The organism is Leeuwenhoekiella blandensis MED217, assembly GCF_000152985.1.
In the GTDB taxonomy this organism is placed as follows: Bacteria; Bacteroidota; Bacteroidia; order Flavobacteriales; family Flavobacteriaceae; genus Leeuwenhoekiella; species Leeuwenhoekiella blandensis.
The window spans coordinates 769,778-792,412 of sequence record NZ_CH672395.1; the positions used below are offsets into that span (position 1 = coordinate 769,778).

The 22,635-nt window shown below is 39.5% G+C and carries 16 protein-coding genes and 1 tRNA gene (1 of these 17 running past the window's edge); 9 read left to right on the forward strand and 8 right to left on the reverse strand.

Annotation, left to right across the window (positions count from 1 at the left end; genetic code table 11):
- From MED217_RS03290 to MED217_RS03310, 5 genes are all read right to left on the reverse strand, one after another.
- A protein-coding gene (locus tag MED217_RS03290; protein WP_009779056.1) for a DNA polymerase III subunit alpha crosses the window boundary here: on the reverse strand, positions 1-2,539 show its 5' portion. It extends 470 nt beyond the left edge of the window; 2,539 of the gene's 3,009 nt are visible here — the first part of the coding sequence; it begins with the start codon at positions 2,537-2,539; its stop codon lies beyond the left edge, outside the window.
- A gap of 24 nt (positions 2,540-2,563) precedes the next feature.
- Positions 2,564-3,784 (reverse strand): DNA polymerase IV, encoded by a 1,221-nt coding sequence (gene dinB, locus MED217_RS03295; protein WP_009779057.1) that lies wholly within the window; start codon positions 3,782-3,784, stop codon positions 2,564-2,566.
- Positions 3,785-3,980: 196 nt separating this feature from the next.
- A complete protein-coding gene (locus tag MED217_RS03300; RefSeq protein ID WP_009779058.1) occupies positions 3,981-4,817 on the reverse strand; it encodes an EcsC family protein in 837 nt (278 codons plus the stop codon).
- Positions 4,818-5,217: 400 nt separating this feature from the next.
- Positions 5,218-5,364 (reverse strand): GIY-YIG nuclease family protein, encoded by a 147-nt coding sequence (locus tag MED217_RS19355; protein WP_273006568.1) that lies wholly within the window; start codon positions 5,362-5,364, stop codon positions 5,218-5,220.
- Positions 5,365-5,413: 49 nt separating this feature from the next.
- Positions 5,414-5,486, reverse strand: a tRNA-Phe gene (locus tag MED217_RS03310).
- A 144-nt stretch (positions 5,487-5,630) separates the two neighbouring features.
- On the opposite strand from MED217_RS03310, the gene MED217_RS03315 reads away from it, so the two are divergent.
- From MED217_RS03315 to MED217_RS03345, 6 genes are all read left to right on the forward strand, one after another.
- On the forward strand, positions 5,631-6,362 hold the full coding sequence (locus MED217_RS03315) for a type III pantothenate kinase (protein WP_009779059.1): 732 nt from the start codon (positions 5,631-5,633) through the stop codon (positions 6,360-6,362).
- Complete coding sequence (locus MED217_RS03320) at positions 6,362-7,618, forward strand: BamG family beta-barrel-assembly machinery protein (RefSeq protein WP_009779060.1); 1,257 nt, start codon at positions 6,362-6,364, stop codon at positions 7,616-7,618. Before MED217_RS03315 ends, MED217_RS03320 begins: the two co-directional genes overlap by 1 nt.
- A 34-nt stretch (positions 7,619-7,652) precedes the next feature.
- The gene (locus tag MED217_RS03325) at positions 7,653-9,026 is read left to right on the forward strand and encodes a tetratricopeptide repeat protein (protein WP_009779061.1); all 1,374 of its coding nucleotides are present in this window, start codon (positions 7,653-7,655) and stop codon (positions 9,024-9,026) included.
- A complete protein-coding gene (gene lptC / locus MED217_RS03330) occupies positions 9,026-9,616 on the forward strand; it encodes an LPS export ABC transporter periplasmic protein LptC (protein WP_040532557.1) in 591 nt (196 codons plus the stop codon). Before MED217_RS03325 ends, lptC begins: the two co-directional genes overlap by 1 nt.
- A 197-nt stretch (positions 9,617-9,813) precedes the next feature.
- On the forward strand, positions 9,814-11,100 hold the full coding sequence (locus MED217_RS03340; RefSeq protein WP_009779064.1) for a hemolysin family protein: 1,287 nt from the start codon (positions 9,814-9,816) through the stop codon (positions 11,098-11,100).
- A gap of 108 nt (positions 11,101-11,208) precedes the next feature.
- The gene (locus MED217_RS03345; protein WP_009779065.1) at positions 11,209-13,332 is read left to right on the forward strand and encodes a peptidylprolyl isomerase; all 2,124 of its coding nucleotides are present in this window, start codon (positions 11,209-11,211) and stop codon (positions 13,330-13,332) included.
- Positions 13,333-13,506: 174 nt separating this feature from the next.
- On the opposite strand, the gene MED217_RS03350 is transcribed toward MED217_RS03345, so the two are convergent.
- The 3 genes from MED217_RS03350 to MED217_RS03360 are packed head-to-tail and all read right to left on the reverse strand — an operon-like array spanning position 13,507 to position 16,842.
- Positions 13,507-14,427 carry a GYDIA family GHMP kinase gene (locus MED217_RS03350; protein ID WP_009779066.1) on the reverse strand — a complete coding sequence of 307 codons (921 nt, stop codon included), beginning with the start codon at positions 14,425-14,427 and terminating at the stop codon, positions 13,507-13,509.
- Between the two features lies 1 nt (position 14,428).
- A complete protein-coding gene (locus MED217_RS03355) occupies positions 14,429-15,517 on the reverse strand; it encodes a serine hydrolase domain-containing protein (protein WP_009779067.1) in 1,089 nt (362 codons plus the stop codon).
- Entirely contained in the window at positions 15,514-16,842 is a 1,329-nt protein-coding gene (locus MED217_RS03360) for a hydroxymethylglutaryl-CoA reductase, degradative (RefSeq protein ID WP_009779068.1), read from the reverse strand. Before MED217_RS03360 ends, MED217_RS03355 begins: the two co-directional genes overlap by 4 nt.
- Before the next feature lie 410 nt (positions 16,843-17,252).
- Between MED217_RS03360 and MED217_RS03365 the strand changes: the two genes are divergently transcribed.
- Genes MED217_RS03365 through MED217_RS03375 form a run of 3 tightly spaced genes read left to right on the forward strand, consistent with a single transcriptional unit; the run spans position 17,253 to position 22,601 of the window.
- The gene (locus MED217_RS03365) at positions 17,253-19,424 is read left to right on the forward strand and encodes a S9 family peptidase (protein ID WP_009779069.1); all 2,172 of its coding nucleotides are present in this window, start codon (positions 17,253-17,255) and stop codon (positions 19,422-19,424) included.
- A gap of 6 nt (positions 19,425-19,430) precedes the next feature.
- Positions 19,431-20,843, forward strand: a complete 1,413-nt coding sequence (locus MED217_RS03370) for a peptide MFS transporter (protein WP_009779070.1) — start codon at positions 19,431-19,433, stop codon at positions 20,841-20,843.
- Positions 20,844-20,858: 15 nt separating this feature from the next.
- A complete protein-coding gene (locus MED217_RS03375) occupies positions 20,859-22,601 on the forward strand; it encodes a peptide MFS transporter (protein WP_009779071.1) in 1,743 nt (580 codons plus the stop codon).
- The last annotated feature ends 34 nt before the right edge of the window (positions 22,602-22,635 follow it).

Sequence of the window (22,635 nt, forward strand, 5' to 3'; positions counted from 1 at the left end):
ATGAAATTTTGAAAAAGCTTTGTTGGGATTCATTTTCAGGGATTGTGTTCTCTTTATAATGAGCTTCCCAAAGCAAACTATGTTTGTCTTTTCCTAGGCTTCTAAGCGCACCTATTCTAATCAAAATTTCTTGTTGCTCTAGGCTTATCGGAACACGCTGGATAAAGTCGTCATACGATGTGTATTTAGAGTGCACTCGATTATTTATAATGCCTAGCATAGTTTTCTTTTCTAAGCCCTCTAAGTGCTGAAGTCCTAGATAAATGGTGTTGCCATAAATACTTGTTTGAATCTCACTTTTATTAATACACGGTGCTTCAATACTGGCACCATGCATTTTTGCCTCATGTATGTAAAATTCAGCTTTATAAAAGCCTCCACCGTTATTTAAAGTAGCAACCATATATTCTAAAGGGAAATAACATTTAAGATAAAGACTCTGATAGCTTTCGACAGCATAGGACGCCGAGTGTCCTTTGGCAAAGGCATAACCTGCAAAACTTTCTATCTGGCGCCAAATTTCATCTACAACATCTTCGGGTTCGCCATTTGCTATGCAGTTGCTTCTAAACTTATCTTTTACATATTGAAACTCTTCTCTAGATCTAAATTTACCGCTCATTCCGCGCCTAAGAACATCTGCCTCGTCTAACGTGAGTTTTGCATAATGATGTGCTACTTTAATTACATCTTCCTGATACACCATTATTCCGTAGGTGTCGGGCATAATTTTCCAAAGTACGGGGTGTGCTTCTTTACGGCGTTCAGAATTTCTATGCCGTAAAATATATTCGCGCATCATTCCGCTTTTAGCAACACCGGGTCTTATTATTGAACTCGCGGCTACTAACGTTTGATAATCATTTACTGCTAATTTTTTCAGGAGCATGCGCATCGCAGGCGATTCAACATAAAAACAGCCTATACATTCTGCACGAGCTATCATCGCATTGATGTTAGGATCTGTAAAAAAAGGTTTTGGGTTGCGTATGTCTAGCAGTTGGGCTTCGGGTTGATTCTGTTTGATAATGCTAACGGCATCTTTGATTTTGCCTAAACCGCGCTGCCCTAAAATATCAAACTTGCATAAGCCTACATCTTCAGCGACGTGCATATCAAACTGAACTGTTGGAAAATTTTTAGGCGGCAAGTGCGTTGCAGAAAAGTAATGAATGGGTTTGTCTGAAATTAAAATTCCGCCGGCATGAATGCTGAGATAATTTGGTTTTTTATGAAAATAAGCAGCATACTTTAAAATAAGCTGTGAAATAGTGTCTAGTTCTGAAGCTTTAAATTTACCGCTACTCAGTTTATCTATTTCGGTTTTAGGAAGACCAAAAACTTTACCTAATTCTCGTACGGCGCCACTGTGTTTAAAAGTAACGTAAGAACCTAGTAGGGCGACTTGGTTGTTTTTTCCGAATTCTTCAAAAATGTAAGCCGTGACATCTTCACGGTCCCAAGTTGAAAAGTCGATATCAAAATCTGGCGGACTGCTTCTGTATTCATTCATAAACCGCTCAAAATAAAGGTCGAGTTCTATAGGGTCAACATCGGTAATGCGCAATAGGTACGCCACAATACTATTGGCACCACTGCCGCGGCCTACATAAAAATAATCTTTGCTGCGAGCGTACTCAATGATTTTCCAATTGATCAAAAAGAATGAAACAAAGTCTTTCTTTTTAATGAGCTTGAGCTCTTTTTCTAACCGGTCTGTGATTTCTGTAGTAATCTCCTCATAACGCTCTTTTAAGCCTTTTTTACATAGCGCTAAAAGTTTATTATAATCGTTTTGCTCACTCCCAAATACGGTTTTTAGGTTTTGATTTTGGCGCTCTTTGGCAAATTTGAAGTTTAAATTGCAACTTTTTAGCACTTCTTGACTGTTTGATACAATCTGCGGGTAATCTTTAAAAAGATTTTCGATTTTTTTTGGCGCAAACATTATCTCATCAGGTAAAGCTTGCTCTTCTTTAGGTAGCTTGCTTAATAAGCAGTTTAAATCAATTGCGCGCAACAACCGATGCGCATTAAAATCTTTTTTAGAATTGAAACTCACCGGAAGCAATAAAACCAGTTTGTCATGATACGTACTGTATTGTGAGAAACGAAGTTTATTCAAATCGTGAATGCCAATACCTATAAACTCATTTTCGGTAAAATGCGTTTTGTCTAATTCAAGTGCACGTTCAAAAGCATAAATGGTAAATGCATTTTCAAAAGCCGGAGCTATCTCAGGAAAATCAATTTTCTTATGTAGATGTTGTGCCAGAAAATTATTCAGTTCAAGATAGCCTTCGTTGTTTTTAGCAAGCGTAACATAACACTGCTCGATTCCGTTTCTAAAATCGATACCCAGAACCGGTTTTATATTTTTTTCTTTCGCTTTGCGTACAAAATTGAGTCCTGCTGAAGTGTTATTAATGTCAGTAAGCGCGATACAATCAAGGTCATAGTGTTCAGCAAGCGCAAGCAACTCTTCTTCAGAAAGAGTGCCATAACGTAAGCTGAAAGTGGAATGGCAATTTAAATACATAAGATGTTTAGGTTTCTATACATGCTACTGGTGTCTGTGCGCTAAAACGATAGGAGGTTGCCCGTTAAACGGATTGCCTTGTCCGCCTATGGTACGCGAGCCTTCGCCCAACGTTGCAGCACGCATAATGCTGCGATCACCATAACGCAGGCGTATCGCATCCATCGCTTTGTAGAGATTAACGGTGCGGTTAGTATTCTCAAAAAGATCTATTTGATAGTGGCCTTCGGTCAAACCACTATAGCGCACGCCAACTAAGCGTATGAGCAGTCTGCGCTGATATAATTTTTCAAAAAGCTCTAAAACCTGTGGAATCAAATTATGATCTGCTGCCGTATATGGGATTTTAAGCTGTTTTGAATAGGTCTGAAAATCTGAATACCTAACTTTTACCGTGATGCAAGAGGTTAGTTTATTACCTGCTCGTAATTGAAAAGCCAGATTTTCTGCCATTGCGCGCAGCGTAGTTTTGAGTTTGACCAAGTCTGTAGTGTCTCTCCCATACGTGCGCTCACTGGAGATCGATTTGCGCTCGTGATATTGTATGATGGGTGTGCGATCTATGCCGTTAGCACGTTCCCAAATTGTTCTGCCGTTTTTACCAAATGCCGAAACCATCATCTCTACAGGCATCTGCTGCACGAGGCCTATTTTTTTTACGCCGAGGTGGCAAAACCTACGAAAGGTTTTTTCTCCCACCATAGGGATTTTTTTTATGGAAAGCGGCTCGAGGAAAATTTTTTCAAAACCGGCGTCTACTTTGAGTTGGCTGTCTGGTTTAGCCTCATTAGTAGCAACTTTTGAAACCGTTTTATTTACTGAAAGTCCAAAAGAAATAGGTAATCCTGTTTCTTTGATAATTTTAGTTCTAAGCTCTTTAGCAAACCTGTAGCAACCAAAAAACCGATCCATCCCGGTGAGATCTGCATAAAACTCATCTACACTTGATTTTTCTAAAACCGGGACCTGTTCTTGTAAAATTTCGGTTACCATTTTAGAGAATTTGGTGTAAACACTCGCGTTACCACGTATGTATGTAGCTTGTGGGCAAAGCTGTCTTGCCATTCTCATCGCCATTCCTGAGTGCACACCAAAAGCACGACACTCGTAGCTTGCGGCGCTTACAACGCCACGATCTCCTGTGCCACCTACAATGACAGGTTTGCCTATAAGGCTGCTGTTTAATCTTCGTTCACAGGAAACGAAAAACGTATCTAGATCAAGGTGTAAAATATTTCGATTCATAATAATTTGGAATTAATACAAAATTATGGAAATATTCCTAATTTTAGCGAATCGAAAAAAATCGGTGTGTTAAAATTTTGAAGAACGTGATTGCTCTTCTATTGGCACCGGCAAAGATTTTAGTATTCTAAAGCTTCTGCGAAATTGAAAATTTGGTTCTAAAAAATGCGTTTTGAGCTTGTCTCGAGGAAGTTTACTATTGCTGTAGTTGCAAGTGCTCGTAGGTTTCTTGAATCAAGTCTTTAGAATATTTGCGCTCTAAACGTATCAACGTAAAATGTGCCGTTGCCATTTTCTGAAAATGCGAGATGAATAATACATTTATCGAAGCGCCTCCCACAGCGCCAATTACAGGAATGGCTTGAGCAGCAAATTTTTCTCCTACTTGTACACTAAAACGAGCAGCCACTTGATTGATGAGACGTGCAATTGGGGCAGCAGTTTGAGAAGTGATAGTTTCTATTATTTTCTTTGTGCCATTTTCGGCGATATAGGCGCTGGCTTGATTCATTGTGGTGTGTAAAGCAGCACGCGTAGCATAATAGCTGGTGTCTAGTTCGTCATCGTATTCAGAAGTTCCGCCAAGGGCAAAAACTTGTAAGCACGCCAATTGGGTTTCAATATTATGAATGTCTTCTCCTTGGCTTCGAGCTATATCCATTATAGAACGCATCATAAACTTAGTAGAAAACAGCAAATCTGCTGTAAAACCTGCTACTCCAAAAAAGCCACTTGTAGCTCCTGAAATTCCGGTAGCCAATTTATAGGTTAAGTTTGAAGAAGGTAAACTTCGTTTTTCTGGTCTTAATGTTTTTAAGTTGGCTTTTACTGCTAGCTGTAGTGCTTTTTGAATAGTGTCGCTTACTTTGTGTTGGATGTTTTCTGGCAAGAGTTCTAGGCCCTGATCAATAGGAGTTCCTATGGTATTTAGTGCACGCATTAAGAACGAAACTTCATCTAGATTTTTACGTGATATTTTGATAAGCGCTAAATCTTCAAGCGAAATTTTATCTGTTTTTACGAGTTGCGTCATAAATCGTGTTCTTAATTGATACTTCTAATTAAAGCCAGAAGGACTATTTCCAAAATTACAAATTAATATAAGTAACCACGTTTGAATAGTGGCGGTTTTGATGGTATAACGCTTTGTGTGTATTTAGTCTTAGCGCTTATGTAATTGAAAGCAATCTTAGGGAGTAAGATTTTAGAAAGGTATTAAAAACAAAAAACCCCGAAACAAAAGTTTCAGGGTTTGTAAGTGGTACCTCCAGCCCCGAGGCTTCGGGGGAACCAGGGTTATCTTTTGTTCAGAATGTTAAACAATAAATTGGGGTTGTCTATTATTTTTTGAATGAATTTCTTACTCTTCATGCGTTTTATAAAGCGTTCGAGAAATAAGGCTTCGGTTCTATCCTTACAGGGAAAAGATAGCATCAGTTTCCAGTCATTTCGGCTTTTGTGTAAGCATTTTTAATTGCGTGGGCGTTGTGTAAAGTAATACGCTCTTCAATATTTGATGTTTCACCTGTATAGAATTTATCTAGACTCTTTGAATATATGATGTATAGATAGTGCTTCATTTTGGTCTAAAACAAAAAACCCCGAAACAAAAGTTTCAGGGTTTGTAAGTGGTACCTCCAGGAATCGAACCAGGGACACACGGATTTTCAGTCCGTTGCTCTACCAACTGAGCTAAGGTACCTCGCTAAAGCGGCTGCAAATATAAAATCAATTTTTAGATTGCACAACAGTTAGATGAAAAAATCTTCTAATAATTTTTAGACCTTTTTGTAATTGTATGATTGCGAGGTCTTAGGTATTTGTATTTTTGCAAAAAAAATAGCTAATGGTAAATCTTGCTGTCGATTTTGGAAATACCCGAGTGAAATATGGAGTATTTCAGGATTCTAAATTGATAGAAACCTGGAGTGGCGATGTAGCAGCAGCAAAAGCACAAATATCAAAACTGCAACAAACCTATGTCATAGACCAGGTGATGATCTGTTCTACGGGCAATTCAAAAGATTTTGTCACGTTTGCAGAAAAAGCAGGTCTTTCAATTGAGGTTTTATCATCAAAAACAAAATTACCGTTCAGCAATGCTTATGAAACTCCAGAAACATTAGGCGTAGACAGGATGGCTTTAGTGGCAGGTGCTCAAAAAATGTACCCCGGGAAGCATGTTTTGGTCATCGATGCCGGTACTTGTGTGACGTATGACTTTAAAGACACTGCAGATGTTTATCAAGGTGGAGCAATATCGCCTGGTTTGGGTATGCGTTTTAGAGCGATGCACGAATTTACAGCCGGATTACCGTTGGTAGACTATCCTGAAATGCCTGAAAATGTTATAGGTAAGAATACAAAAAGTGCCATGCGATCAGGAGCAATCCACGGTATTTTGGCCGAAATAGAAGGGGTAATTAGTTGGTATAAATCAAATTATGAGCCGTTAACGATTATTTTAACAGGAGGAGATGGGCAATTTTTGTCTAGTAGGCTAAAAAATGGCATCTTTGCGAATTCTAATTTTCTCCTGGAAGGACTGAATTATATAATAGAATTTAATAGAGATTAATGATAAAAAGGATATTAGTAGTTGTTTTAATCACCATTACAACTTCTGCATTTGCTCAGGAAGGAAATTCATCACCATACTCATTTTATGGTTTAGGGCTCTCTAACTTTAAAGGGTCTATAGAGAATCAAGCGATGGGAGGTATAAGTATCTTAGGTGATAGTATACATACCAATTTTCAAAACCCGGCAGGTTTTGGAGCATTAAAGCTTACCAATTTTACCATCGCCGGAAGTCATCGCGAGACGAACCTAGAGGCGAGCGGAGAGACCGGTTCTACGACTTCAACCACTATAGATTATTTGTCGCTTTCATTTCCCGTTTCAAAACGTTTGGGTTTTGGCTTTGGATTAATTCCAGAAACCTCTGTTGATTATGAGATTTTTGATGGTGATGATGAGTCGCTGTCGCAATATTCAGGAAGAGGTGGTGTGAACCGTGCTTTTCTAGCAGCCGGTATTGAACTGTTTAAAGGCTTTAGAATAGGGGCTGAAGGAAGCTATAACTTCGGAAATATCAGAAATGAAAACATTCAGGCAGATGCAAATCAGCAGTATAGTGTACGCGAGATCGAACAATCTGATGTAAGCGGATTTACGTATAATCTTGGTGCGCAGTACGAATTGACATTTGCAAAAAAGTATAAAATTTATTCTTCAGCAAGTTTTCAGCCTGAAACCAGCCTTACTTTAGAAAATGAGCGTTCGCTGCAATCTGTGATTTATTCTAGATTGGATAACGCCGTCGTAGGAGTGGTAGATTCTCAGGATTTTCCAGTAGGTGATACGGAGTCAATTATTCCAAATAAATATAGTTTTGGATTAGGAGCCGGGCAAGTAAACAAGTGGTTTGCCGGTGGTCAGGTTGAGTTTGCAGAAACCAGTAACACCTCAAACAGAGGTTTTAATATTGCTAATGCAAGCTATGAAGATTCGTTTAAGTATCGTTTAGGAGGTTATTTTGTTCCTGATTATAATTCGATAACAAGTTACTGGGGTAGAGTTACTTATAGGTTAGGTGCTCGTTACGAAGAATCAGGTTTATTGATAGAAAATCAGTCGATTGATGAGTTTGGCATATCTTTTGGACTTGGATTACCGTTAGGAAGAGGATTCAGTAATGCCAACTTAACTTTTGAGTACGGGCAGCGTGGTACAACCACCGCCGGACTGGTAAAAGAAGATTTTTTCAAAGTTGGTCTTAGTTTATCGCTTAACCCGCTTAGACCGTGGTTTGTTCCTAACAAATACAACTAAAATTCTTAATATTGCTTTTTTAAACCTTACAATGATGAAAACTAAACTGACATTACTTTTTATAGCCCTTGTGGGAGCTGTAAACTTCGTAAGCGCTCAAGCGACTGAAGAATGCATCACCACAATGTCTATATTTTCAGAACACGCAAAAGTTAAAAACTACGATGCGGCTTATGAACCATTTATGAAACTGCGTAAAGACTGTCCTACCACGTCTTACGCTCTTTACCAATATGGAGAGCGCATTCTTCACTATAAAATTGAAAACTCGTCTGGTGCAGAGCAAAAAGCATTTCTTGATGATTTAAAGAAATTATATAAAGAGAAAAAAACACACTTCGCAAGTAAAGCCAAAGAAGGTGATGATATCGCTGATGTTGCGCTTGTGATGAACGAAAATAAAATTGGTACTGCTCAAGAGCAATATGCAATGTTTAATGAAGCTTGGGAGACTGATAAGGAAACTTTCAATAATGCAAAGGGTCTTTATGTATATTTCAACTTGGCTGTAGAATTGCAGGAAGCAGGTGCGATCGAATTGCAAGAAGTATTTGATCTTTATGATGCATTGCAAACAAAAATAACTGATGTTCAAAACAATTATGCAGAGCGTCTTCAGAAGATTTTGGAGAAAAAAGAAGCAGGTACAGCTTTAACTTCTCAGGAAAAACGCGTAGAGCAGGTTTCTGAAGTTAACCTTTCTAACTATTCAAAAATTTCTGCAGGTATCAATCAGAAATTAGGAGCTCTTGCAGATTGTGATCGTTTGATTCCTTTCTATGAGGCAGATTATGAAGCTAAGAAAAATGATGTTGCTTGGGTAAGAGGTGCAGCTGGTCGTCTTGTTGCTAAAGAGTGTACAGATAGTGAATTGTTTGTGACACTTGTAGAGCAGTTAAACACTTTAGAGCCTTCAGCAAAAACTTCTTTCTACTTAGGTCGTCTTGCTGAGCAAAGAGGTGAGGATGCTAAAGCTATCGAGTATTATGAAGAGTCTGCAGAGCGTCAAACAGAGCCTGCTGAAAAAGCTAAAGTATACTATAGACTTGGGGAAAACTTTAGAGAAAAAGGAAGCTACGGTAGAGCTCGTGGTTACTACCAGAAAGCGGTGGCAGCACAGCCTTCTATGGGTATTGTTTACTTGAGAATTGCAGATATGTATGCTAAAAGCGCTAACAGCTGTGGAGACTCTGTTTTCAACAAAAGAGCGATCTACTGGTTAGCAGCAGATATGGCTGAGCGTGCAGGTCGTATAGACCCTTCGCTATCTAGTACAGCACAAAAAACTGCAGCAGCATATAGAGGTCTTGCTCCTGATAGAACAATGATTTTTAATGCAGGTAATGCAGGTCAACGTATTACTTTTAACTGTTGGGTAGGCGGTAGTGTAACCGTACCGAATCTATAGTGCGTATAAAATCAAGACATATAATCTTAAACTTAGTCACAGCATTTGCTGTGACTTTGTTTTTTAGCTGCGGGAATGACACCGGCGAGATTCAAAAGTTCAATCAGCGCTCAGAAGGTCCTTCGGCAGAAGGAGAAGGTGTGCTTTTAAAGTATACCGATTCAGGTAAGGTTGTGGCGACATTAAAAACTCCACTCATTATCGAGTATGGCTTGGTAGATTTTCCTTATGAAGAGTTTCCTCAAGGTGTATCGGTGACGTTTATAGATGATAATCAAAAGGAGAATTATGTCACTTCTGACTATGCGATACGTTATAAACGTACTAATTTGATTGATCTGCGCAAAAATGTGGTGTTGATCACCAGCGACTCTACGCGGCTTGATGCTTCACAATTGTATTGGGATCAAAAAAACAAATGGGTTTTTACAGATAAACCCTATACCATAAAGTTTCCTGACGATTCTTATAATAATGGAGACTTGTTTGACAGCAGTGAAGACTTCAAAAATTTTATATCTTTAGATAATCAAGCCCGTATGTATGTGAGTGAAACTGCTACAGCGGCACCTAATGATAGTATACAATAATGTCAAAATATTTTAAATACTTCGAGTACGCTTACTTATTTTTTGCAGCCCTATTTTTATTTGAGGCTTTCAGAATTTGGGGGACAGAGCGTAATAAAGCCTATGTGTTTCTGTTTTTTGTGGCAGTAGCAATAGGAATGTATTTTTTCAAACGCAGGTTTAGGAAAAAATACGAGCAACGCAACCAGAATTAATTTATGGAGACCGAGATTCTCATAATCATTGTTTCTTTAATTCTTTCGGCGTTCTTTTCTGGGATGGAGATCGCCTATGTTTCTTCAAATAAAATTCATATTGAAATAGAGAAGAAACAAAATGATCTTATAGCAAAAGTACTTACCAAGCTTACTGAAAAGCCTTCCAAATTCATCGCTACCATGCTGGTGGGGAATAATCTGGCGCTTGTGGTTTATGCCTATTATATGGGCGGTTTATTGCAAACCTGGGTTGAAGGCGCAGATTTTGGTTACCCATGGCTGACTAATTTTTTTGTGGAATTCAGCCTGCTTACGCAAACCTTGATTTCTACACTTGTGGTGCTGATTACTGCAGAATTTCTCCCTAAAGTGTTTTTTCAGATTTATGCAAATTCGTTGCTAAAGGTCTTTGCCGTGCCGGCTTATCTTTTTTATGTAGCCTTCAGTTTGATCTCTTCTTTTATTATCTGGATTTCAGATAAAGTGCTGAAGAAATTCTTTAAGACCGAAGGAGACGAGGTGCAATTGGCATTTACCAAAGTTGAACTAGGAAATTATATAACCGAACAAATAGAGTCGGTTGAAACCAATGAAGAGCTGGATTCTGAGATTCAGATCTTTCAAAATGCATTGGAATTTTCAGAAGTAAAATCCAGAGAAGTGATGATTCCGCGCACCGAGATCGTGGCGGTGGAGAAGGAGGAATCATTAGATGCGCTTAATGCGATGTTTACCGAAACCGGTCTTTCAAAAATTTTGATCTTTCAGGATTCTATTGATGATATTGTAGGATATGTGCACTCGTTTGAGCTGTTTAAAAAACCACAGAGTATCACCGATGTTTTGCGACCTGTGATTTTTGTGCCCGAAACTATGCTCGTTAAAGATGTGCTGAACGTCTTGATCAAAAAACGTAAAAGTATTGCCGTAGTTATAGATGAATATGGCGGTACTAGCGGGATGATGACGGTTGAAGATATTGTAGAAGAATTATTTGGGGAGATTGAAGACGAGCATGATAGTGTTGTCTTGATCGAAGAAGAAGTTGCAGAAGGCGTTTATAAATTTTCGGCACGTCTTGAAGTCGATTACATCAATGAAACGTATAAGTTAGAACTTCCTGAAGATGAGAACTATGAAACCTTGGGCGGACTCATTGTTAATCATACCGAAGGTATTCCTGAAGAGAACGACGTCGTCGATATAGAAGGCTATCAATTTCATATTATTCAAACTTCAAATACCAAGATAGAATTGGTGCAGGTGCGCGTTGTAGAAAACGACTAAAATGCGGTACTAATTTCCTTTAACATTACTTTTTATTTTGGCGATTTTAGATTTTATTTTTTCATTTAAAATGGTATTTTCGCCCACTATTTGACAAACACATAAAAAATGGCAGTTTTAAACAAAATTAGACAGCGCTCTGTATTTTTAATTGCGATCATCGCTTTGGCATTATTTGCCTTCGTATTGGCTGATGTATTTAAAAACGGAGGTTTTTCTACAGAAAAGTCTCAGAGAGTTCTAGGATCTGTAAACGATACAGATATTGAGCAACAAGAATTTGCACAATTAGTAGACCAGCAGACAGCGCGTTACGGTAATAATATTACAAATACACAAGCGGTTAATGCAGCTTGGGAGCAAGAAGTGAGTCGTATCATTCTTGACGAGCAGTATGAAGAGTTAGGAATTAGTATCGAGCAAGACCGTATTAATGATTTGCTTAAAGAAGCACTACAAACCGATCCTAATTTTCAGAATGAAAACGGAGTTTTTAGTGAGCAAAAATTAAAAGAATACATCGCGACATTGAAGTCTACAAATCCGCAGATGTATCAGCAGTGGGTTGCTTACGAGCAGCAGCTGGCAAAAAATGAGCAACGTCAAATCTATTTCAGCTTGATTAAAGCAGGTTTAAACACAAGCTTTAAAGAAGGTCAAATGGCTTTTGAAATGGAAAATAACCTGCGTGATCTAGAATACGTGCAAGTGCCTTACACTTCTATTCCTGATGAAGAGGTTTCTGTGTCAAAAGAAGAAATTACTGCATACATCAAAGAACATTCAAATGAATTTCAAACTGAAGCTGCCCGTAACATTCGTTATGTGAAATTCAATGAAGATCCTACTTTAAAAGATGAAGAAGCGGTAAAAGAAAGTCTGACGCAATTACTTGAAAAACGAGTTGAATATACTGCGGCTACAAAAACTAACGATACGGTTGCAGGATTAGCAACAACTACAAATCCTGAAGATTTTGTAAACGAATATTCAGATGAGCGTTATACTGATGCATATTTATTCAAGAACGAATTGCCTTCTGCAGCTGCAGATGAACTTTGGGCTCTTGATGAAGGAGCGGTTTACGGTCCTTACAAAGACGGCGAAACCTTTAAAATTTCAAAAGTTGTTGCGGTAACTCAAATTCCTGATTCCGTTCAATCATCGCACATTTTATTAACCTATCAAGGTCTTGCTAATGCAGGAGCGCAAACACGTACTAAGGCAGAAGCAAAAGCACTTGCTGATAGTCTTGCAGGTGTGATCAAAGCTGCTCCATCTAAATTAGCAGACTTAGCTCCTGAGTTTTCAGCTGATGGAAGCAAAGAAAAAGGTGGTGATTTAGGTTACGCGACAAAAGGTCGTTTTGTAAAACCTTTCAACGATTTCATTTTTGACGGAAAAACCGGAGATGTAGGTGTTGTTGAATCGCGTTTTGGATATCACGTGATCCGCATTACAGATCAAAAGAATGTACAACGTGCGATCAAATTGGCTACGGTAACTAAAGCTGTGGAGCCTTCTCAGGAAACCATCAATAATGTTTTTAATGAGACTACCAAATTTCAAATGGCAGTTACTGAAGATAAAAACGGTTTTGATGATATCGCAAAAGAAGGCGGTTACAATGTACGCCCGGTAAACAACATCAATGCTTTAGATGAAACCTTACCTGGACAAGGAAGCCAGCGTGAAATCATCAGATGGGCATTTGATGAAGAGCGCAAGACTGGAGATGTAGAGCGTTTTAATGTTGAAGGTGGTTATTTAGTAGTACAAGTTACCAAGAAGACCGAAAAAGGTCTGCTTCCTGCAGATGAAGCTTCACCACGTGTGACGCCTGTTTTACGCAATCAAAAGAAAGCAGAACAAATCAAGAAGAACATCAGTGGTTCTGATCTAAGTGCTATTGCAAGTGCAAACAATACTACTGTTCAAACCTCTCCTGGTGTTAACCTTAAAAATCCAACTCTTGCAGGTTCTGGAACCGAGCCTAAAGTTGTAGGTAAGGCTTTTGGTCTTGAAGAAGGAGAAGTTTCTGAGCCTATTGAAGGAAATCGCGGAGTATATGTTGTGAAAGTAACTAAGATCACTCCGGCACGTGAACTAGATAACTACGCTAGTTTTGCTGTGCAGAAACAAAATGCTGACCGTGCTACTGTTAATATGAGAATAATACAAGCGCTTAAGGATGCAGCAGAAATTGAAGATAGAAGATCTAACTTTTACTAGGAGATACCTATTCTTAATAGTATAAAAAAGCGCCGCACATTTGTGCGGCGCTTTTTTTATTGGCATCACCAAAGGGTTAAGTAACCCGAGGCTTGCCTAGAAATTGAAAACTCGTTTCCTAGCAATGCCTCCTGGGCCTGCCCCGAGGTAGTTTACGGGAATATGTTCTAAAGCTTAGCCTTTAAAAATCATTTCTTCAAAAGAAAGAATCGTGGTGTAGCCTTTAGCGCTAAAATATTCTTGAGCATCTGCGCCTCCGGTTGCTAAAATAAAGTCGCCGCCCCATGCGCCAAGGCTCTTGATGCTTCCTTTAAAATCAGGAAATAATTGTTGCTTGACTGTCGGGATATTTAAAACGGAAGCAATAATGCGTTCGTGAGTGTCTATAAGCGCGTTGAAACTAAAAATGCTATCTGTAGTCAATAAAGTTTCTGTAATGCCTGAAATCTTCTGTATAGCCTCTTTTTTACGTTCCTCAGGTTGTTTACGGTAATTGGCGATAGCTTCTCTGCTGTTTTGCTTTTTGTTGAGATACACAAAGAAAAGTTGATCGCTAAACTCCGGATAGAAATTCGTCTGAAAAACTTTAGGAACACCATCTGTGATTTGATACAAGATAGGGCTGTCATTTCCTGCGCAAGCGATATCATAGCCGCTTCCGCCAAAGGTGAGTTCGAGTAACCTATACGGGTCGACTTCCGCCCACTGCGCAAGCATAAAGATTAAGGTCGAAGAGCTGCCCAATCCCCATTTCTGATTAAATTCTAATTGCGTAGTCACCTTTAAATTGGGTTGGTCTTTTAAAAAATCAGGATTGAGTTTTTGAGCGGCCAGTAGTATTTGAAGAAGGCGAACTTCCGGATTTTCTGAATTTGCTGCCTGTGTTTGTTCAAACATCTTATAATTCAGATGAAAAGTGAACCAAACCTCTCCAGATTCTTTGAGGCCTTCCCAGGTGATCCCTGGGGTTGTAGTTTCTGATACTGTGAGCTTTTGTCCTTTTTGGGTTGGAATGGCTAGTGCTAAAGCGCCATCCAGAACGAGATACTCTCCGGTGATTAAAAGTTTTCCGTGGCCATAAAAATGCTGTGGCATATTACTTTATTACAGTTTTGGGATTGTCTGATATGGTTTTTTGAAGCTCATAAAGCGCCTTTACGGCTTCTTGTGAAGCGGTGTTTGCCATAAGTACAACAGCTATTTTTTTCTCAGGAAAGACAACAGTATGGCAATAATAGGTACCTGTGCTGCCGTCGTGATAACTTAATTGTGCGCCGTCTTTAACGATGTTCCCCCAGCCATAAGCATAAGAGGCTTTGCCAAAGTGTAGCGTTTTATAGTCTTCTGATGTTAAGTAGTTGTCAGTGCCCAGAAGTCCGTTTAAATTCAATTGAATAAACTTGGCATAATCTGCACTGTTCATAGAAAGGTCTCCGGCGCTTGACATATAACTGGGTAATTTGTAGGGATGGTTGGGATCGAGCGCAATAAAACTTCCATTTTCTTCAATATGTCCCCAAGGAAACATTTCATTTTCTTTGTTGGGAAAACCTATAAAATAGTCTAGGTCGAGCTCGTTCATAGTCTCATCAAGAAGTTGTTTGAAGGTCTTTCCGGAAGCTTTCTCTAGCATCAACGCAGCAAGTACATAACCTGCATTTGAATACGTTCCGGTTTTTGCCGGTGTTTCAGCTAACACAGCTTTGGAGAATGCATAACGTTTTTCTGAAGTAGTGCCTGCAAGGCTGTTGAATTTCGCCAAAGCGGTACCTGTTGTATACGGTTTGATCCTGGCGTTATGTGAGAGCAAATCACTTAAAGTAATCGCCTCATAAGCTTTGTCGCTTGAAGCTTTGAGTTCCGGGAAAAGTTCAAAAAAGGAAGTATCCCAAGTGATGCTATTATTTTCAGAAAGATGCATTGCGATAAAAGAGGTGATAGCTTTCGAATTTGAACCTAAGTGAAATTTAGCCTCTGGCGTAATACGTTCTTTTTTGGTTGTGCGTACTTTTCCGTTTACGAAAGTGTAGATAGTATCTGGAGTAATCAGATTAACCGAAATTGCAGGGATCTGATGTTCTTGTTGCGCTTTCTTTATTTGTTCTTGAAAAGCCGTTGAGAATTCCTGACCAAAACAAATCAAGCCGTTTGTAAAAAGAAGTAAAATGCCTAGCGCCTTTTTCATGCGTTTTCAGATTTGCGCAAGTCTGCCAAAAAATGATTTACAGCACTGTGACTTACTTTGTGTGTCTTAAAGTAATGAATTGCCATCTTTTTTTCTTCTTCTGAAGCGTCAAATTGATTCAGGATATTCATCAAATGCATTTTCATATGCCCTTTTTGAATTCCGGTCGTCGTCAAAGACTTTACAGCACCAAAGTTTTGTGCAAGGCCAGCCACTGCGATGATTTCCATCAATTGCGGAGCACTCGGATTACCCAGCATTTCAAGATTCAGTTTTACTAAAGGATGCAATTTTGTGAGTCCGCCCACGGTTCCCAATGCCAATGGAATCTCGATCCAAAATTTAAAAATCCCATCTTCAATACTTGCGTGCGTTAAGCTCGAGTAGCTTCCACCTTTGGCCGCATAGGCGTGAGCAGCTGCTTCAATCGCTCTAAAATCGTTGCCGGTAGCGAGGACTACAGCATCAATGCCATTCATAATCCCTTTGTTGTGCGTGACTGCGCGATAGGGTTCAACTTCTGCAATGCGCACGGCTTGCACAAATTTGTTTGCAAATACCTCCGGGTCAATTCCGTCTGCTTCAGAAAGTTCAGAAACCGGGCAGCTTACTTCAGCGCGTACCACGCAACCGGGAACATAATTGCTTAGAATACTCATAACCACGACCATTTCAGCATTTGTGGTTTTAAAAGAATCTTCGGCATTATAAAGGCGTTGCCAGCTTTCAGCGATCTGCTCAAGACAAGTGTTTATAAAATTGGCACCCATTGCATCAAGCGTTTCAAATGTGGCGTGCAGTTGATAGTAATGTTCAAGTGAATCGGTCTTATCTACCAGAATAAGATCGGTCAATCCGCCGCCGCGACTTTTCATCGATTGTGTGTGCGGCTCCAGATCTTCTAGGATTTCATCTTTTACCCGATTAAAAAAGGATAGCAACGCTTTGGTATCTCCGGTATAGGTAAAATGAACCTGGCCTATTTTTTCAGTACCTAAAATCCTTGCTTTAAATCCGCCGCGAGACATCCAGAATTTGGCTGCTTTACTCGCTGCTGCGACTACTGAGCTTTCTTCGATCGCCATAGGGATCGCAAAACTCTTATTGTTGATCACAAAATTGGGCGCGATCCCTAGCGGAAGATAATAGTTGGAGATGGTGTTTTCTATAAACTCATCGTGTAACTGCTGCAATTTTTTATCATCATTCCAATACTGCTTTAATATAGTCGAAGCATTGGGGTTGTCTGCTAAGAAGTTTTCAGTCAACCAATTGATCTTTTCTTCCTTTGTTAAACGAGAAAAACCTTGAACGGTACGAGACATAGTCTTAAAAATATTGATAACGCAAGTCTATATTAGGATCTTGTGTGTTTTATTGGCGCCGCCAAAGGGTGTAATTCCCAGAAGCTTAGCTCGAAATTAAAAATTTGTTTTCAACCACTACCTCGTGAGCGTGCCCCGAGGTAATTTAAAGAAGCAATTTAACCGAAATCTTCATTTTTAATAGGGGATTCTTGAGATTAAAATAAGTTCAGCATTTTTAATCAGATGGTTTTTGTGTAAACGCACTTAAAAAATCATAGTTCAAATCGAAGCCTGTCGTCAAATGGATTGAAGAATTGTAAACGTTAGGGTTCTTTTGCGCAAAACACTGCGTATTTAACAACGAAATTGACGCTTCTTTAGTTAATTTTTAGTAAAATTGGCGGTCTATTTTTTACGAAATAATAACTATGAATATTAGAAAAACTGCCCTTTTGCTATTATTGCTGGTAGCGGGAGTGGTCACTGCACAGCAAAAGAATATCACCCTTGAAGAAATTTACGACGGCACCTTTAGAATGCAATATCTTGACCGACTGCATTCTATGAATAATGGGAAAGAATATGCCGTTCTCAATACAGACCGAAATACAGGAACAAAAACACTTGATGTTTATAGCTATAAAACGGGAGAAAAGGTCAATACCTTGATCAACTCAAGCGAAATTGATGGGCTTGATTATTTTATAGGTTATACCCTAAGTGCAGATGAAAGCAAGGCTTTGTTAAGCACAAAAATGCGTTCGATCTATCGTCGCTCGTCTTTAGGTGTTTATTATGTTTACGATTTGGAGACCAAAGAATTGGTTCAAGTTGCCGAAGAAGCCATTCAAGAGCCAACCTTCTCACCAGATGCTTCAAAAGTGGCTTACGGTCTTGATAATAATATTTACATTAAAGATTTAGCTAGTGGAACAACCACTCAGGTTACTACAGACGGAGCTAAGAATAAAGTGATCAACGGAATCACAGACTGGGTTTATGAAGAAGAATTTGCCTTTGTAAGAGCCTTTGACTGGAATGCAGACGGAGATAAAATCGCGTACATCCGTTTTGATGAAAGCGAAGTTCCTGAATTTTCAATGGATGTCTTCGGAAATGAATTATACCCTTCAAAAGATACATTCAAGTATCCAAAAGCCGGAGAAACCAATGCAACCGTAAGCCTTCATATTTACGATGTGACTTCTGCTGATACAAAAGCGGTAGACTTAAGTGGTTTTCAAAACTATTATATCCCACGTCTGGAGTGGACACCTGAGGCAAATGTGCTTGCAGTGCAAACCACAAACAGAAAACAAAACGACGTCAACTTATTATTTGTTGACGGTACTTCTGGCGAAGCAAAACTCATTCTTTCAGACAAAGATGATGCTTATGTAGACATCACCAATAACCTGACGTTTTTAGAGGATAATGACTTTATCTGGACCAGCGAAAAGGACGGCTGGAATCATATTTATCTTTATGACAAAGACGGGAAGTTAAAGAATCAGGTTACCCAAGGTCCTTGGGAAGTGACCAGTTATTACGGCTATGATCCTAAAAGCAAACGTGTTTTTTACCAGAGTTCAGAAAACGGTTCAATAAATCGCGGTGTGTATTCGGTTAAAGTAAACGGAAAAAGCAAAAAAGCCCTTGCCACTGAAGCCGGAACCAACTCGGCTAATTTCAGTACAGATTTCACGTATTTCATAAAGAGTTTTTCTGATGCTGAAACTCCGTATGTGTTTACCTTGAATGCTGCCGATGATGGTGATTTAGTGCGAAAGATCAAAGACAATCAGGCGCTAAAAGATCAATTTGCCGATTATGTGATTTCAGAAAAAGAATTCTTTACGCTTCCTATAAACGGCGAAGAGCTTAACGCATATATGATCAAACCGAAGGATTTTGATCCTAATAAAAAATATCCGGTGTTTATGACCCAATATTCCGGGCCGGGATCGCAAAGTGTGGCAAACAGCTGGAGTGGTGGAAACGGATATTGGTTTCAAATGCTTGCTCAGGAAGGCTATATCATTGTTTGTGTAGACCCACGCGGAACCGGATTAAAAGGCCGTGACTTTAAGAAAATGACCCAGAAAGAATTGGGTAAATATGAGGTTGAAGATCAAATCGCTGCAGCACAAGCACTAGGACAGCGCGATTATGTAGATGCAGACCGTATTGGGATTTGGGGATGGAGCTACGGAGGTTTTATGGCTTCTAACTGTATTTTTCAAGGCGCAGACACCTTTAAAATGGCGATCGCTGTTGCTCCGGTAACCAGCTGGAGGTTTTATGATTCGATTTATACTGAGCGTTATATGACGACGCCACAGGAAAATGCTTCGGGCTATGATAACAATTCGCCACTTTCTCATGTAGATAAATTAGAAGGAAAGTTTTTATTGGTACACGGTAGCGCAGATGATAACGTGCACGTTCAAAACAGTATGCGTTTGATCGAGGCTTTGGTACAGGCCAATAAACAATTTGACTGGGCGATATATCCTGATAAAAATCACAGTATTTACGGGGGTAACACACGCTTACACTTGTATACTAAAATGACGAATTTTATTAAAGAAAATCTATAAGCACTTATGGCACAATCAGCACAACTTCCTAAACAAAAAGAATTGTTTGGGCATCCGGTAGGACTGTATATTTTATTCTTCACAGAAATGTGGGAGCGTTTTTCCTATTACGGGATGCGCGCGATTTTAGTATTGTATTTGGTTGCAGAAACTGCATCTGGAAACCCTGGTTTGGGATGGACAAATGCCGAAGCACTTTCGCTTTATGGTACCTACACGATGCTTGTTTATGTTTCTTCCATTCCGGGAGGATGGATCGCTGATAAATATTTAGGTCAGAAAAAATCGGTTCTTTACGGTGGAATTCTTCTTGTTGCCGGTCACGGTATCTTAGCAGTTGAACAAATGTGGGCGTTTTACACGGGTCTTGGTTTGATTATCGCCGGAGTTGGGATGTTGAAGCCAAATATCTCTACAATGGTTGGAGGTCTGTATAAGCAAGGAGACATTCGTCGTGATAAAGGATTTACCATTTTTTACATCGGAATCAACCTGGGAGCCTTCATTTCAAGTTTAGTGGTTGGTACTGTTGGTGAAGTTTACGGCTGGCATTATGGTTTTGGTCTCGCAGGAATTGGTATGGCTTTAGGATTATTACAATATATGTTAGGTCAAAAATACCTGAAGCGTGTAGGTAACTTTTTGGGTTCGTCTACAGATCCTGAAGAACTTGCAGCAAGTAAGCGCCCACTAAGTAAAATTGAAAAAGACCGCGTGATTGTTTTATTGGTTTCCTTCTTAATGGTAATCGTTTTTTGGGGAGCTTTTGAGCAAGCGGGTGGTTTGATGAATATCTATGCTTCAGAAAAGACAGATAGAACCCTTTCTTTTGCACTACCATTTATAGGCAATGAGGTGCCGGCATCTTGGTTTCAATCACTAAATGCGATGTTTATTATTTTGCTAGGGACAACGGTAGCAGGTTTTTGGGCAAAGCGTAAACTGAAAGGAAAGACTGCAACGTCATTATTCAAAATGATTATGGGACTCATTATTATGGGATCAGGATTCTTTTTTATGACTGCGGCTTCTGCACAGTTTCAAGCAAACGGAGCGTCAGCAATGTACTGGTTGGTTTTGGCTTATTTATTCCATACGGTAGGAGAACTTTGCTTATCGCCGGTTGCGCTTTCATATATTACTAAACTTGCTCCATTGAAATATGCTTCTATAATGATGGGAGTTTATTTTGCGATGACTGGTTTTGGTAATAAAGTAGCCGGACTTTTAGGAGAGTCTGCTTCAGAGTTAGGAGAGTATACCATTTTTACCGGAATTGCAGTTTTCTGTATTGCTTTTGCTTTGCTGGTTTTACTTTTCAGAAAGAAATTAGAAAAGCTCACTCACGGTGCCGAAGATAACGAGCGCGAGATGTTGGAGCAAGAGGAGTACGAACTAGCAGATCCTGATATCAACTAATAGCAACTAGTTTTTATGGCTACTTCTTCTACAGAACAATTTTTCAAAAATCCGGTGTTGGGTCATCCCGCCGGATTATTTGTTTTATTTTTTACCGAAATGTGGGAGCGCTTTTCGTATTACGGGATGCGCGCACTGCTGGTTTTATTTTTAACGGCATCGCTGTTTGAAGAAGGCTGGGCGTGGCCAAGAGAACACGCGTTGTCGCTCTACGGGACCTATACTTCTATGGTGTATCTAACACCTATTTTGGGCGGTTATATTGCCGACAGAATCATAGGGTATCGAATGGCTGTGGTTGTAGGGGCTTTGTTGATGACTTTGGGGCACGCTTCAATGGCGGTTGACAGTGAGTTTGCATTGTACTTAGGTTTATTTCTTCTCTGTGCAGGGAATGGTTTTTTTAAGCCTACAATGACCTCGATCATTTCTGAAATGTACGCCAATCACGAGCACAAAAAAGATGGCGCATACACCATTTATTATATGGGTGTTAATGCCGGCGCTTTTTTAGGGATTTTATTGTGTGGATATCTCGGTGAGCAATGGGGTTGGCATTGGGGCTTTGGTTTGGCTGGAGTTTTTATGTTTGCCGGAATGCTTCAGTTTTATTTTGCTCAAGGAATATTTGGCGAAGTAGGCAAGAAGCCGGTTAAGATTGAAAGTGGCAAAATTGCCGAAGATCCTTCGGTTAAAAGAAATCCGTTTACGGCAATTGATAAAATTTTTATTGCAGCGAGTGCTTTGATCGGTTTGGTGTGGATTATCAATGACCCCATGTCAAAAATTGCAGGAACCGATGTTTTTGCGTTTGAAGTGGGCAGCCTTTCCGGAAGCAATTTTATGATCCTTCTTGCGCTGTTGGTGTTTCTGGTTTTAGTGATCTCTAGGATTGTACGCTATACCGCTATCGTAAGAGATAGAATGGTCGCGGTATCTATTTTTGCATTTTTCACCATCTTTTTCTGGGCGGCTTTTGAACAAGCCGGTGGCTCGATGACCATTTTTGCAAATGATTATACAGACCGCGTATTAGAAGGAAGCGCTGGAACGATCTTTAGAATCGCAAATACGTTGATTACTATCATTCCGCTGGGCGTGATCACTTGGGTGTTGTACTTATTATTCAAGCAAACGTTCAAGAATTATAAGTGGGCAAATATCATTTTAGGAGCAAGCTTTTTAATAATCTGGGGGCTTGTAATCACTATGCTTTACGAGCAGTACACTGCAGAATCTCCAGAAGTTCCTGCTTCTTGGTTTAGTGTTTTGAACTCCTTGTTCATTATTATTTTTGCGCCGCTCTTTTCTAAGATTTGGGAATCCAAATACAATCCGAGTGTGGCGGTAAAATATGGAATCGGACTCATACTTTTAGGAACTGGTTTTGCAGCCTTGGCATACGGTGCCAGCGATATTCCTCAGGGAGCACAGACCGCCGCTGTAAGTATAATTTGGTTGATTCTTGCCTACTACTTTCATACGATGGGAGAACTTTGTTTGTCGCCGGTGGGGCTTTCTTACGTAAGTAAACTGGTGCCCGGTAGGATGATCGCGATGATGTATGGGGTGTGGTATCTTGCTATCGCTATAGGAAATAAACTCGCTGGTAGTACTGGAGGAATGATCGATCAAGTCACCCAAGAATACAGTTTGTCTACCTTCTTTTTATTGTTCTTTTTAATTCCCGGAGGAGCCGGAGTTTTAATAATTTTGCTTCATCCATTGCTTAAAAAACTAATGCACGGCATTCATTAACTGTGGCCTGCTTTTTGCCCTAAATTATTTAAAA